Source organism: Saccharothrix sp. NRRL B-16348 (assembly GCF_001280085.1).
In the GTDB taxonomy this organism is placed as follows: Bacteria; Actinomycetota; Actinomycetes; order Mycobacteriales; family Pseudonocardiaceae; genus Actinosynnema.
On sequence record NZ_LGED01000035.1, the window covers coordinates 14,493 to 28,876 of the forward strand.

Annotated in this window: 8 protein-coding genes; 1 reads left to right on the forward strand and 7 read right to left on the reverse strand. The window is 72.5% G+C overall.

Annotation, left to right across the window (positions count from 1 at the left end; genetic code table 11):
- Positions 1 to 14: 14 nt before the first annotated feature.
- Positions 15 to 578 (forward strand): phosphotransferase family protein, encoded by a 564-nt coding sequence (locus ADK67_RS06415; RefSeq protein WP_157619971.1) that lies wholly within the window; start codon positions 15 to 17, stop codon positions 576 to 578.
- Positions 579 to 773: 195 nt separating this feature from the next.
- Here ADK67_RS06415 and ADK67_RS06420 read toward each other — a convergent pair whose 3' ends face one another.
- The 7 genes from ADK67_RS06420 to ADK67_RS06450 all read right to left on the reverse strand — a co-directional run bounded on the left by ADK67_RS06420 (position 774) and on the right by ADK67_RS06450 (position 14,357).
- On the reverse strand, positions 774 to 3,293 hold the full coding sequence (locus ADK67_RS06420) for an ABC transporter permease (RefSeq protein ID WP_053715457.1): 2,520 nt from the start codon (positions 3,291 to 3,293) through the stop codon (positions 774 to 776).
- A gap of 4 nt (positions 3,294 to 3,297) precedes the next feature.
- On the reverse strand, positions 3,298 to 4,050 hold the full coding sequence (locus ADK67_RS06425; protein ID WP_053715458.1) for an ABC transporter ATP-binding protein: 753 nt from the start codon (positions 4,048 to 4,050) through the stop codon (positions 3,298 to 3,300).
- 318 nt (positions 4,051 to 4,368) lie between these two features.
- Positions 4,369 to 7,353 carry a helix-turn-helix transcriptional regulator gene (locus tag ADK67_RS06430; protein ID WP_053715459.1) on the reverse strand — a complete coding sequence of 995 codons (2,985 nt, stop codon included), beginning with the start codon at positions 7,351 to 7,353 and terminating at the stop codon, positions 4,369 to 4,371.
- 11 nt (positions 7,354 to 7,364) lie between these two features.
- The gene (locus ADK67_RS06435) at positions 7,365 to 7,553 is read right to left on the reverse strand and encodes a hypothetical protein (protein WP_053715460.1); all 189 of its coding nucleotides are present in this window, start codon (positions 7,551 to 7,553) and stop codon (positions 7,365 to 7,367) included.
- Positions 7,554 to 7,735: 182 nt separating this feature from the next.
- Positions 7,736 to 10,072, reverse strand: coding sequence for a chitinase C-terminal domain-containing protein (locus tag ADK67_RS06440; protein WP_053715552.1), 2,337 nt, complete (start codon positions 10,070 to 10,072; stop codon positions 7,736 to 7,738).
- Between the two features lie 111 nt (positions 10,073 to 10,183).
- Complete coding sequence (locus ADK67_RS06445) at positions 10,184 to 13,039, reverse strand: AfsR/SARP family transcriptional regulator (protein WP_231648045.1); 2,856 nt, start codon at positions 13,037 to 13,039, stop codon at positions 10,184 to 10,186.
- A gap of 670 nt (positions 13,040 to 13,709) precedes the next feature.
- Positions 13,710 to 14,357, reverse strand: coding sequence for a DedA family protein (locus ADK67_RS06450; protein ID WP_053715462.1), 648 nt, complete (start codon positions 14,355 to 14,357; stop codon positions 13,710 to 13,712).
- Positions 14,358 to 14,384 lie beyond the last annotated feature (27 nt).

The following is a 14,384-nucleotide window of genomic DNA, read 5'->3' on the forward strand; positions in this document are numbered from 1 at the left end:
GCTACGTTGCGTGAGTGGTCCACACGCATGAACTCGTGATGTCGGAATCCGAGCTGGTCAAGCGCTACTCGTCGTGGGACCGGCGCGAACACGAACGGGAGTGGGCGGTGCTGACGGCCTTGCACCAACGCGCGCCCGGCTCTTCGCCGGTTCCGCTGAGCGCCGACCTCGCCGCGACGCCGCCGTGGGTCCGGATGAGCCGCCTGCCGGGAACACCCCTGGGCGGCACGCTGACCGGCGACGAACTGGACGCCTTGGAGTCCGCGTTGCGCGCTCTGTGGGCCGTGCCGACCGACGGCCTGCCACCACGCCGCTTCCACCCCGACGAAGCCTGGCGGGTGACCGGGGAGAAGTTCGCCACCGCACGCCGGCCGCCCGGGATCATCGGCGACGCGTTCGACCGCGCGGTGGACCTGCTGTCCGGCCCTCCCCCGGCCGAGGCGTCCGATCCGGTGCTCGGGCACGGCGACCCGAACGTGGCCAACTACCTGTGGGACGGCCAACGGATCCGGCTCGCAACCGCCCGACCGATGCCTCACCCAACCGCCTCACATCGGACCCGGCGCACCCCCATCTAGGCCCGATTTGACATGGGTTCGGGTGCTTTAGGCTGGTCGAAGCCGGCAGGCCCGGCGGGACGCTTTACCCCGCCGGGCCTGCCGGCTTTGGCCTGCCTGGAGTGCCCGTAAGGGCCCCATGTCAAATCGAGCCGAACAGCACCACCGACCCGGTGGCCCGCTCCTCCCCCGAAGAAGAGCGGGCCACCGGGTCTTTCACGCCTCGGCCATCCCCGCGACGACCGAGGTCCGGGCGGCACGCCGGGCGGGCAGCGCGGCGGCCAGGATCGCCGCCACCACGGCGCCGGCGAGCATCACGCCGATCTGCCCGAACGGCACCACGAGATCCACCGAGATGGTGTCGTTCGACAACGCCTCGGTGAGCACCCAGCCGAAGCCGATGCCGAGCAGCAGCCCGATCGCCGCGCCCATCAACGCCATCAGCACCGACTCGACCACCAGCATCAGCCGCAGCTGGCCGCGCGTCAGCCCCAACGCCCGCAGCAACGCCGACTCCCGCGTCCGCTCCAGCACCGACAGCGTCAACGTGTTGGCGATGCCGAACAACGCGATCACCACGGCCAACCCGATCAGCGCCCAGATGAACGCGAGCACCTGGTTGAGCTGCTGGTTGAGCTGCTCCTTGGTCTCCGCCGCACTGTCCAGCAGCGCCAACGGCGACGGGTCGGTGACCTTCTCGACGGCCGCGCGACCGTTCACGGCGCCGTCCTTGAGCTTGACCAGGATGCTGTCGTAGCCTGCGGCGGCCTGCTCGAACCGCAACGACGTCTCCATCGTCATGATCCCGTCGGACAGCCGCTGGCCCTCGACCACCGCGACCACCTTGAGCTCCTGCGCCTCGCCCTTGCCCGGCTTGATCGACAGCACCGAGCCGACGGACACGTTGGCGCGCTTGGCGTAGTCGGCGTTCACCGCGATCGTGCCGTCACCGAGGTCGTCGAGCGACCCGCTGGTCACCGTCGGCCGGAACAGGTTGCCGATCGCGTCACGCGGCACACCGGTGAAGTACCCGCGCTCCCCGAAGACGACGGTGGTCGGCGCGACCTTCGCCACCTCCGGCACGGCGGCCAGCTGCTCGGCCAGCTCCTTGGGCAGTGGCCGGTCGTAGACCGCGGACGTCACCGTGTAGTCGGCGGGCATCCGCTCGTCGATCTCGGCGTTCGCGGTCTCCTTGGCGCTGTTGGCGACCACGGTCACCAGCGACACGATCGTCACGCCGATCATCAACGCCGCGGTGGTCGCGGCGGTGCGCTTCGGGTTGCGGCCGGCGTTGGCCGACGCGAGCTTGGCGGGCACGCCGAGCAGCGCCCGGGGCAGCGCGCCGAGGACCCGGTTGACCGGGCCGACCAGCAGCGGACCCAGCACGAGCACCGCGCCGAGCAACGCCATCGTGCCCGCGCCGCTGGTGAACATGGCCGCTTCCTCGTCGTCCATGCCCATGCCGAACACCACCGCGCCGACACCGATCACGCCCAGCAGCACGGCGGTCAGCACGCGGACCACGCCGGTGCGGGAGACCTCCTCGCCGCTGTCGGGCTGGCTGCGCAGCGCGGCCACCGGCGCGACCCGGGTCGCCTTGCGGGCGGGCAGCACCGCGGCGAGCACGGTCACCAGCGTGCCGACCGCGAACGCGGCGACCACGGTCGTGACCGTCAGGGGCAGCGTCACCGTGCCCTCGCCGTCGTTGAACGAGAACATCACCCGTTGCAGCAGGGCGGACACGCCGATCCCGCCGAGCAGGCCGATCACCGACGCGGTCAGGCCCATCACCAGCGCCTCGGCCAGCACGCTCCGGAACACCTGGCCGCGGCTCGCGCCGACGCAGCGCATCAGCGCCAGCTCACGGGTGCGCTGGGCCACCAGGATGGTGAACGTGTTGTAGATGACCATGGCCGCCACGACCAGCGCGATGATCGCGAACGCCAGCAGCAGCGTGGTGAACTCGCCCGACCGGGCCTCGACCCGTTCCAGCGTCTCCTTGGTCAGCTCCTCGCCGCTCTGGATCCGGAAACCGTTGTCGCCGATGGCCTTGCGGACGTTGTCCACCACCTGCTGCTGCGTGAAACCGGGCGCGGCGGTGGCGACCACCTGGTACGGCGGGCGTTCCGGCTCCAGCGCCTGGAACGCGTCGGGCGTCAGTCCGATGTGGTCGAAGCCCCCCAGCGACAGCTGGTTCGTGCCCTGCTGGTACGTGCCGACGAGCGTGTAGGTGTGCCGCTGGTCCTCCTTGCCCAGCAGCACGACCGGCTGCCCGATCGTCAGCTTGGCGGTGGCGGCGGTGCGCTTGTCGACGGCGATCTCGTCGGCCTTGGTCGGGTAGCGACCCTCGGCCAGGTCGAACTCGCGCAGCTTCTCGGTGCTCGCCAGCGGAACGGCAAACGCGGGCTTCGCCTTGCCGTTGGCGGCGACCAGCGGCACGGTCTGCGAGTCGCGCGGGTCGGCGCCCGCCACGCCCGGCGCCTGCCGGATCTTCGCCAGCGTCTCCGGGGTGATGCCGGGGATCTCGGTGGACTCTTCGGACGACCCGCCGTCCACGGTGACCGAGACGTCGACGTTGCGCGCGTCCTTGGCGAACTCGTCGCGCAGGCTCGCGTTCATGGCGTCGCCGAGGACGAGCGTGCCGGTCACGAAGGCGACGCCGAGGGCGATCGCCACCGAGGACAGCACGAGCCGCGCGGTGCGGGCTTTGAGGCCCGCGATGATCGTGCGCAGCATCAGGTCACGCCCCCAGGTGCTTGAGGGCGGACAGCACGGAGTCGGCGGTCGGGCTGTCGATCTCGCCGGCGAGCCGGCCGTCGGCCATCAGGACCACGCGGTCGGCGTAGGACGCGGCGACCGGGTCGTGCGTCACCATGATCACCGTCTGGCCGAGCTTGCGCACGGACATGCGCAGGAAGTCGAGCACCTCGGCGCCGGAGCGCGAGTCGAGGTTGCCGGTGGGCTCGTCGGCGAACACCACGTCGGGCCGGGCGACCAGGGCGCGGGCGCAGGCCACGCGCTGCTGCTGGCCGCCGGACAGCTCGGTCGGCTTGTGCTTGAGCCGGTCGCGCAGGCCCAGCACGTCCACGATGGTGTCGAACCACTCGCGGTCGGGCTTGCGGCCCGCAAGCTCCAGGCCGAGCAGGATGTTGGCCTCGGCGGTGAGCGTGGGCAGCAGGTTGAACGCCTGGAAGACGAACCCGACCCGGTCGCGGCGGAGCCTGGTCAGCTCCTTGTCGCCCAACGAGGTGATCTCCGTGCCGCCGATGTCCACGCTGCCGCCGTCGACGTTGTCCAGCCCGGCCAGGCAGTGCATGAGCGTGGACTTGCCGGACCCGGACGGCCCCATGATGGCGGTGAACCTGCCCGCCGCGAACGAGACGCTGACACCGTCGAGCGCCCGCACGGCGGTGTCGCCCTTGCCGTACACCTTCACCAGGTTCGCGGCGGCTACAGCGGTGCGGGTTCCGACGTCGGACACCAGTGCGGACATGCTCCCTCAATTCCTCGGGTCTCGCTGACGTCGAGAAAGCTATGGGGCACGCACGTCGGCAGGCGTCACCTCGACGGCGGAACCGTGGGTCAACCGGCGGGATGACCCCCAGTAGTCCCGAGGTCTGACTCCGAGAGTCCAACGCTCACGCCTCGAGAGTCCTACGTTCAGAGCACGTGAATTCAACGCTCACGAGAGGGCACGCTGTCCTGAGCGTTGAACTCAGGGTGCCTGAACGTAGGACTCTCGCGTTCTGGACGTAGGACTCACGCGACGCGAACGTAGGACTCTCGCGTTCTGGAGGTAGGACACGCGGGGTCAGGTGGGGTCGGGGAGGTCCAGCAGGCCGCGGTCGAAGGCGTTGGCGACGGCCTCGGCACGCCGGCTCGCGCCGAGCTTGGCCATGATCCGGCTCAGGTGCACGCTGACGGTTTTCTCCGAGATGTAGAGCTCCTCGCCGACCTGGCGGTTCGTGCGGCCCTGCGCGACCAGCTCCAGCACGGAACGCTCACGCGGCGTGAACGGGTCCACCCGGTCACGCGGCCCGACGTCGCGCAACGCCACCCGGGCCCGCCGGGCGACCAGGTCGAGCGCCTCGCGCAACGGCGCCGCGCCCAGCTCGTCGGCCACCGCGCTGGCCAGCCGCAACTCCGCCGCCGCCTCGTCACGCCGGTCCGCGCCCAGCAGCGCCTCGGCCAACCGCCACCGGCACACGGCCTGCTCGAACACCGACCCGAACCCGAAGGCGTCGACCACGCTCCGCCACCGCTCCGGGTCACCCGCTCCGGTCAACCGCGACTCCTCGGCCGCCACGCGCAGCAGCCACGCCTGGCCCTCAGGACCGAGCACGCCGGTGCGCGGCATGCCCATCTCGGCCGTCGTGCGCGCGTACTCCGCCAGCTCCCGGCCCTCCCGCACGGCCTGCTCCTCCGCCGCACGGTCCTTGCGCCGCCGGGCCCGCACGGCGATCTCCACGTGCCCCGCCACGCCGAGGGCGGCCAGCCGGATGCCGGCCAGCATCCACTCGCCGTCCTTGCGCGACCAGCTGATCGCGTCCGCGACCCGGTCCACGGCCAGCTCCGGCTGACCGCGCCACAACGCCAGCTCCGCGCCCGTGCCGCCGGTGATCAAAGCGATCTGGAGGTCGCGGTGCCAGTCCGCGCGCAGCTCCCGGATCATCCGCTCGGCCTGGTCGAACTCGCCCCGGCTGACCGCGACGTGCGTGCCCGCCGCGGCCAGCCGCGCCGACACCGTGCTGGAGACCCGCAGGCCGGGCGGTTCGGCGGCGGTCGCCGCGCCGTCCCACTCGCCGCGGTAGTACTTGGTCAGCACCTGGAGGATGCGCAGCTCCAAGCCGAACGAGCTCCACGTCAGGCCGGTCGCCTTGGCCCGCGCCACGCCCTCGTCGAACACCCGCCCGGCCTCGTCCAGCTCGCCGAGGTCGTAGTGGTGCAGGCCGAGGAAGTACCGGGCCCGCAGCTCGGTGCTGACCGCGTCGGCCTCCATCGCGCACGCCACCGCGTCCGTCAGGTGCTCGCGCGCCCGCGACACCTGCCCCTCGGGCTCGTCGAGCAGGCCCAACGTGGTCAACGCGTCCGCCACGGCCGACTCCGCGCGCACCGCACGGCCGTCCGCCACCGCCATCTCGGCGCGCTCCCGTGCCTCGACGTACTTGCGGTCGTGCCGCAGCGCCGCCGCCCACACCGCCAGCACCCACGCGCGGGCGGGGCTGGCGGGCCGGTCCCGGACGAGCCGCCACGCCTCCTCCACCGCGTGGTACTTCTCGTCCTCGGTGCCGTCGAGCACCTGCAACGCCTGCGCGAAGCGCCGCCACATCACGGCGGCCTCTTCGGGGTCGGACTCGTCCACGACGGTGGTGCCGGTGCGGGCGAACGCGATGGCCCGCTCGGGCTGGCCCGCCGTGCCCGCCGCCCAGGACGCGCTGCGCAGCAGCGACAGCTCGGTCAGGCCGGGTGGCCGCTGGTCGGCGGGCACCGCGTGCCACAGCTTCAGCGCCTGCTCCAGGTGCCGCAGCGACTCGGCGGGCGCGCCCGCGGCCTGCGCCTCCTGCCCCGCGTCGACCGACGCCCGCAGCGCACGGGCCAAGTCGTGGGACTCCAGGCTGTGGTGGGCCAGCGCGGCGGCGGCGCCCCGGTCGCCGGACGACGCGAGCCGGTCCGCGTACGCGGAGTGCAGCCGCACGCGTTCGCCGGGCAGCAGGTCGTTGTAGACGGCCTCGCGCAGCAACGCGTGCCGGAACGTGTACACCTCGGCGCCGTCGACCACCAGCACGTGGTGCTGCACGGCCTCCCGCAGCACGCCGTCGAGGCCGACGTCGTCCATCCCGGCCACGTCGCGCAGCAGGTCGTGGCGCACGGACCGGCCGCCGACCGACGCGACCCGCACCACGCGCTGCGCGTCCGGGGAGAGCCCTTCGATGCGGGCCAGCAGCACCTCGGCCAGCGTCCACGGCACCTCGCGGTCACCGCAGCAGGCGACCGCGATCAGCTCCTCGGCGAAGAACGGGTTGCCGTCCGAGCGCTCGGCGACCTCCAGCAGCACCTCGTCGGACAGGTCGTCGGACAGCGCCGCGACGAACGAGCGCGCGTCGATCGCGCTCAACGGGGTCAGGTCGAGCCGCTGCACGGCGGGCAGCCGCACCAGCTCGTTGAGCAGGGGGCGCAGCGGGTGGCTGCGGTGCAGGTCGTCGGACCGGTAGGTGCCGACCACGAGCAGCCGCTGCGCGCGCAGCCGGGAGAGCAGGAACGACAGCAGGTAGCGGGTGGAGGCGTCGGCCCAGTGCAGGTCCTCCAGCACCAGCAGCACGGGCCGTTCCGCGGCCAGCTCGCCGAGCAGGCCGTGCACCGCGTCGAACAGCTGGAGCTGGCCGACGTCCTGCTCGGGACGGCGGCCCACCAGGTGCGACGGCAGGCCGGAGACGGACGTGCTGCCGTCGTGGCCCGCGGGCAGCGCCAGTTCGGGCAGCAGCAGGCCCAGCGCGGGCCGGGCCGCGACGTCGAGCAGACCGGCCTGCCGCACCTGACCCAACGCCTCGGTGAAGGGCAGGTACGGCAGGCCGGTCTCGCCGACGTCCAGGCAGCGGCCGTTGAGCACGAGCGCGTCACCCGCCGTGGCGGACAGCTCGTCCACCAGCCGGGTCTTGCCGACGCCCGCGTCGCCGGCGAGCAGGATCGCGCCCGCCTGGCCGCGCGCGGCGTCGTCGAGGGCGGCGCGCAGCCTGGTCATCTCCCGGCTACGCGCCACCAAGGGGATTCCGGAACCGAGGCGTGCCACACCAGGCATGCTGTCACACCTCAGGCCGCGTCGCGGTGGCCATTCCCCGCACCGGGCACGTCCGGACCGGGACGGTGGCCGAGCCGCCGCCACCACGACCGCCGCGCCGGGTGCGCCTGCCGGCCGACGCGGTAGTGCGCCGCGTCCGCGCGCAGCGCGGCCTGCCGGTAGTCGATCTCCGCCTTCAAGGACTCGGGCGTCCACTCCATGACTTGCTCCTCGTGTCGTTTCGCTTCTCTCTGGTGACACGAAGAGTCGTCCTGAGGCGGAGGCGCGGGCATCCGTCGTTCACGTGGGTTGCGGCGTTGGTCCCCTTACCCGCCGCCGTAAGGGGTGGCAGACGGCGGGTAAGGGATGCCTCAGGCGCACGTCAGAGCACGTCAGGCGCCCCTCAGCAGGCGCCCAGGTCGCGCCAGACGCCCCACTCGCCGGTCGTGCCCGGCTCCTCGCCCTGCGTCCACCACTTGGCCTGCCAGCGCTTGCCCCGGTGGGAGACCTCGTTGCCGCCGTTGTAGACCTTCGCGCGGTCCCACGCGGGCACGGTGCAGCTCGGCTGGTCGGTCGTCGTGGTCGTCGTGGTGGTCGTGGTGGTGCTGGTGGTCGTGCCCGTGTCGCCGCCACCGCGCGGGTGGTCGGAGGCGATGGCGTAGGACTGGCCGCCGAACGTGAGCTTGACGTTGGACGGCGACGCGATCGGCAGCTGGTAGCTCAGCGCGACGTCCACCGACGCGCCGGGCGCGAGCGACTGCCAGGTCGGCAACGTCAGCTCGACGTGCTGGAAGTCGCCCTTGAGGCCGCCGACGTTGCTGCCGGAATGGCCCTTGGCGGTGACCCGGAGCCCGAAGCCGGACTGGTCGGCCATGCTGCCCGGCGCGCTGGTGCCGTAGTCGAACTCGATCTTCGTGCCGCCCGGCAGGGTGGTGGTCGAGTTGTTGGTCAGCTTCAGCTTGGGCGTAATCGGGTAGTTGCTGTCGCCGAGCGCGAACCCGGAGACGGTGGCGCTCACGTTCAGCACCTGGCTCGGCGTGGTGCCGGAGGCCTTGCGCGCACCGTACGGCGCGGCGCCGCGCAGCCCCTCGTTGATCTTGGTGAGCAGGGTGTCGCCGACGGTGTACTGGCCCTTGGCGCTGTCGAAGCGGTAGTCGCCCGCCAGCTCCCAGATCATGATGCCGCCGATGCCCTTGTCCGCCACGTACTTCGCCTTGGCGGCGATCGACTGCTCGTCCTCAGTGGACAGGAACACCTTCTTGTCGGCGTTCCACAGCCACGGCGAGGTGAGCGTGCTGTCGTAGAACCTGTTGTAGGAGCCGGAGATCCGGTCGGTCGGGTCGTTGGCCGGGTCGAGGCCGTGCTGAGCCAGGTAGTCCGGCGTGATCTCGTTCTCCAGGTTCTTGGCGTGCCACATCGGGTTCACGCCGGAAGGCACCTCGGCGCCACCGGCGGTGGAGTCGTGCCACAGGTTGTCGATGCCGACCGCGCCGTTGCCGCACGGGGTGGTCGAGCCGACGCTCGAACCCGTGCCGGGCGGGCACTTCGTCTGGTCCGGCAACGCGGCCCGGCCCCACAGCCCGTTCGTGCCGCCGGTGACGCCCTGCCAGCCGCGGCTGTAGAACGGGACGCCGAGGTTGATCCGGCCGGCCTGCATCGCGCCGCGGTAGTAGTGGTAGGCCCAGTCGGTGTTCAGGTAGCCCATGCCCTCGTACTGCGGCGCGGTGTAGACGCCGCCGGCTGCAAGTTCGCCGTCCTTGCCGTCGTCGTAGAGCGCGGCGTTCGGGCCGACGAAGTGGTTCCACGACCCGTGCAGGTCGTAGCTCATCACGTTCAGGTAGTCGACGTAGCGGGTGACCTGGTAGGCCTCCTGCCCGCGCAGCAGCCAGCCCGAGGCGGGCACGGCGGCGGTGAGCAGGTAGTGCCTGCCGTCCTGCGCCGAGGCGCGGTCCAGCTTCTCCCGCAACGTCTTCATGATCTTCTCGTAGCCGGCCCACAGCGTGCCGCGGTTGGCGTTGGCGATCCAGAAGTCGTCCGGGTTGCCCGCGTGGTTGTTCGACGTGGCGTACTCGTAGTCGATGTCGACGCCGTTGAAGCCGTACTTCCGGATGAAGTCCACGGCGGAGTCGGCGAAGGCGTCCACGGTGGCCTGCGGCTGCGCGCCGAGTTTGTAGAACCCGCCGGACGCGTTGCGCGTGCCGTCCGCGTTGAAGAAGCCCCCGGTCTCCGCCCAGCCGCCGACCGAGATCATCGTCTTCACGTTCGGGTGCTGCTTCTTGTACTTGTTCAGCAGGTTGAAGTGGCCCTTGTACGGCAGGGACGGGTCCGGTTCGACGCCCGGCCACGTCATGCCGGTGGAGGGGTTGTCCGGCCCGTCGGGGCCGACCGAGACCCGGTTCTGCGCGTCGATGTGCGCGAACGCGTAGTTGAGGTGCGTGACCTTGGTCCACGGGATGTCGGACGCCAGGTAGGCGGGCGCGCCGTCGCGGCCCGTGCGCCAACTGGTGAAGTAGCCGATGACCCGCCGGGAGTGGTTGTCGCCCAACGACTCCCGGCCTTCGGTGTCGTAGGTGGAGCAGTACGGCACGGCGACGCCGGGTGTCTGGTAGAGGCCGTCGGGACGGCACTCCTCCCCCGCGGCGGCGGCACTGGGTGGCGTCGGGGACACGACGGCGACGACGAGTCCGGCCACCGCGGCGAACAACGCCACGAGCGGCGACAACCTGGTTCTCTTGGGCACGACCGGCACACCTCCTGCACGAGGCGGCGGCCACGACGCAGCGCCCGAACCGTAAATAGGTCTAGACCTCTCTGTCAATAGGTCCAGACCATCTAGGGGTACGGCTCGCGGTCAGACGGTGGTCGTGGCGCGGGCGCGGGCCAGGCGTTCCCGCACCTGGTCCGACTCGGGGGTGCCCAGCTCGGTGAACAGCGCCAGCGCCCGCTGCCAGTGCGCCACCGCGCCGGGCAGCCCCTGCCGGTCGAACACCGTGGCCAGCCGGTCGTGCGCCACCGCCTGGTGGTACGGGCTCGCCGCGGCCGACGCGACCGACAGCGCCGTGCGCGCCGACGTGACGGCCTCCGCGCCCTCGCCCGACTCCAGCAGCACCATCGCGAGGTCCGTGTGGCAGGTCGACTCACCGCACTGCTCGCCGACCTCCCGGTACATCGTCACGGCCGCCCGCAGCCAGCCCTTCGCCTCGTCGTAGCGGCGCGACGCCAGGTGCAGCAGCCCGAGGTTGTGGTGCGCGTTCGCCTCGGCCCACCGCGAACCGGCCGCCCGGCTGACCTCCAGCGCCTCCCGGTACAGGGCCTCCGACTCGTCGACCCGGCCCCGGAACTGCAGCATGTCCGCGACCGTGGTCAGGGCTCTGGCCTGCGCGTTCACGTCGCCGGACGCCCGCGCCACCTCCAACGCCTCGCGATGCCGGGCCAGGGACTCGTCCGTCCGCTGGAACTGGGCCAGCGCGATGCCCAGGTTGAACAGCATCACGAACCTCGCCTCGGGGTCGCCGAGGGTGGTGGCCGCCTCCAGCGCGGCCTCCGTGGTGCGCAGCCACGTCGTCCGGTCCGCCCGCATCCAGAGGAACCGGGACAGCGTGTACGGCAGCTGCCAGGCGTGCACCAGCCACTTCGGGTCCGAACCGGGCGCGGCGGCCAGCTCGGCGGCGGCGATGATGTTGCCCTGCTCGGCGTCCAGCCAGGCGATCGCCTCCGGCGAGCCGGTCAGCTTCGGCACCTCCACCGGCACGTGCTCGGGCGCGACCCGCACGCTGCTGCCGCGCGTCACCGGCAGCCGGCCGTCGGCCAGGTCCGCGCAGTGCAGGTAGTAGTCGAGCATCCGGCTGGTCGCCTCGTGCCGCTCGGGCGCGGGCAGCTCGGCGGCCAGCGTCCGCATGTAGACGCGCACCAGGTCGTGCGCCCCGTACCGGCCGGGCTCGTTGACCGACAGCAGGTTCGCCGCCGTCAACGCGTCCAGCGCGCGCTGCGCGTCACCGACCCGCACCTGCGCCATGGCGGCCACCACGGACGCCGTCACGTCCGGGCCGGGGTGCAGGCCGAGCAGCGCCAGCAGGCGCGCGGGCAGCGGCGACAGGGCCCTCCGCGACGCGTCCAGCGCCGCGCGCACCGTCGAGTCCTCGTCCTCCAGGCCGAGGGCGGCCAGCCGGCCGTGCTCGTCGTCCAGCTCGGCGACGAGTTCGGCCACCCGCAACGTCGGCGCGACCGCCAGCCGGGCCGCCGCGATCCGCAGCGCCAAGGGCAGCCCGTCGCACAGCACGGCCAGCCTGCGCAGCGCGGCGGCCTCCGTGGCGTCCCGGCCGGCGACCCGGCTCACCACGGCCACCGAGGCGTCCGGGTCCAGCATGTCCAGCTCGACCAGCCGCGCCTCGGCGTGCGCGACCAGGCCGACCAACCGCCGGCGGGACGTCACCAGCACGCACGACGGCGGTCCGGGCAGCAGCGGCAGCAGCTCGGTCGAGCCGCGGGCGTTGTCCAGCATCACCACCATGCGGCGGTCCGCGATGAGCGTGCGGAACAGCGCCGACCGCTCCTCGACCGTGACCGGGATGTCCGGCGACGGCACGCCCAGCGTGCGCAGGAACCGGCTCAGCACCTCGCCCGCGCCCAGCGGCTCCTGGTTCGGGTCGTAGCCGTGCAGGTCGACGTACAGCTGGCCGTCCGGGAAGTCCTCGCGCACGCGTTGCGCCCAGTGCAGGGCCAGCGCGGTCTTGCCGACGCCGGCGGGGCCCGTGACGACGAGGACCAGCCCGCCCTCCGGGTAGGACGCCAGCAGGCCGTCCAGGCGCTTCAGCTCGTCGTCACGGCCGATCAGGGACGCCGAGACGCGCGGCAGCTGCGCGGGCGTGATGGCGGGCGAGGACTCGCCGACCGGGCGCACCGCCATCGGCCGGGTCGGGCGTTCGGGTTCCGGGTTCTCCCCCGCCAGCACGGCCTGCTGGAGCTTGCGCAGCTCCGGGCCCGGCTCGACGCCCAGCTCCTCCACCAGCACCCGGCGTGCCTCGCGGTAGACGGCCAGCGCCTCGGCCTGCCGTCCCGCCTGGCACAGCGCGCGCATCAGCAGGCCGTGCCCGCGTTCCCGGAGGGGGTGTTCGCCGACCAGGGTGGTCAGGGACGGCACCAGCTCCGCGCCGCGGCCGATCAGGAGCAGCAGCTCGGCCCGTTCCTCCAGCACCGCGAGCCTGCGTTCGACCAGCCGGCCGCGCTCCACCTCGGCGAACAGGCCCGCGACACCGCCGAGCGGCTCGCCGCGCCACAGGCCGAGCGCCTCGTCCAGCGCCGTGGCCGCCGCGATCAGGTCGCCGGACGCGCGCAGCCGGGCCGCCGACACCACGCCCCGCTCGAACTCGTCCAGGTCCACCTGCTGAGGGTCGACCCGGAGCAGGTAGCCGTCGCCGACCGAGGTCAGCAGCTCGGCCGGGGCGCGGCGGGCGCGGCTGGGCTCCAGCGCGCGGCGCAGCCCGGCCACGTAGGTCTGCACCAGGTTGACCGCGCTGGTCGGCGTGTTGTCGCCCCAGACGGCCTCGATGATCTGGTCGCGGCTGACCGGCGTGTTGCGGGCCAGCAGCAGCACCGCCAGCACGGCACGCTGCTTGGCGGCGCCGAGGTCGACCTCCCCGCCGCCGCGCACCGCCCGGAGCAGGCCGAGCACCTCGAACCGCAAGCGCTCCCCGCCGCCGTCTGCCACCGACCGATCCTTCACCGAACGTTGAGCCCCAGACGGAGCCTAGGAGATCACTTCAGTCCGGCTCCAGTCGTCCTGTAGCCGCATTCTTACGCTAAGCGTGTCCGATCAACCACACAGGGCGAACCCCGGTGGGACAGGTTGGACCAGACAGCGGAACATCCGCTGCTCTCCCTGAACGACGAGGGCAGGCCGGCGTGCAAGGGGCATCCAGCCCGCGGCGGCGGAACGCCGGCCCGCCCTCGTCCCCTTCTCCACCCGGAGACGGGTCATCCGGTAGGGGATGACCCACCTCCATTGCCCTCCCCCCAGTCGAAGGGGCCGCATCCGGGACCGAACCCCCGGACGCGGCCCCTTCGACTATGCGCGGGCCGAACGACGCGCGGACCAGGGATGTGCGGGCCGGTGGCAGGCGGCCGGCATCACGCCCAGCGGCCGGCCTCCGTCAAGCGACCGCACCAGGCCGAGCAACTGGTCTCGGCGCAGGCGGCCGGCGGGAGGCCGAGCAGCTGGTCTCGGCCCAGGCAGCCTGCGGGCGGCCGAGCGGTCAGTCCGCAGGCCGGTCCCGACCCCAGCGGCCAACCCGAGGCCAAGCGACCATTCCGCCGGCCGACCCCAGCGCCCAACGGCGATCAGAGGGCCGGTGACCGCGGCCGTCCCCAGTGCCTCCTGGCTAGGCGACCTCCTCCAGCTCACGCGGCTCGCCGGCCTTCGCCGCCTTGCGCCGCCGGCGCAGCACCACCACGACGCCGACCACGACCGCGATGCCCATCAAGCCCCACATCGCGCCGTTGAACACCGACTCGATGTACTTCGCCGACGCGCCCGCGGCCGAGCCGATGCCGATGTGCAGCGCCGACCAGCTCACCGCGCCCGCGATCGACGCGGGCAGGAACCGGCGGTACTCCAGCTTCGACGCGCCCGCCGACGCGGGCACCAGGGTCCGCACCACCGGCATGAACCGGGCGAAGAACACCGCCCACGCGCCACGCTTGCGCAGCAGCGCCCCCGCCTTGTCCCAGTGCTCCTGGCCGAGCTTGCGCACCACCTTGCTGTCCCGCAGCCGGTCGCCGTACCGGCGGCCGAGGAGGTAGCCGATGCTGTCGCCCGCCACCGCGCACACCGACACGACCAGCCACATGACCAGGAACCGGGGCACGCTGGTGACCGTCGTGGCGGCCAGCAGCAACGCGCTCTCGCCCGGCGCGATGAAGCCCACGCCCAGCGTGCACTCCGCCAACGTCAACCCGCCCGTCACCGCGAGCACTGCGGGCTGCGGCAGACCGGCGAGCCCCTCCAGGGCGTCGGTCAGCAAGGCCATGGTGTATCCCCCTGTGGATCATGACGA

Bases quoted from the DNA above. Each gene is read 5' to 3' on its own strand.
- ADK67_RS06420 (WP_053715457.1), bottom strand. From the start codon at position 3,293: ATGCTGCGCACGATCATCGCGGGCCTCAAAGCCCGCACCGCGCGGCTC.
- ADK67_RS06425 (WP_053715458.1), bottom strand. From the start codon at position 4,050: ATGTCCGCACTGGTGTCCGACGTCGGAACCCGCACCGCTGTAGCCGCC.
- ADK67_RS06430 (WP_053715459.1), bottom strand. From the start codon at position 7,353: ATGCCTGGTGTGGCACGCCTCGGTTCCGGAATCCCCTTGGTGGCGCGT.
- ADK67_RS06435 (WP_053715460.1), bottom strand. From the start codon at position 7,553: ATGGAGTGGACGCCCGAGTCCTTGAAGGCGGAGATCGACTACCGGCAG.
- ADK67_RS06450 (WP_053715462.1), bottom strand. From the start codon at position 14,357: ATGGCCTTGCTGACCGACGCCCTGGAGGGGCTCGCCGGTCTGCCGCAG.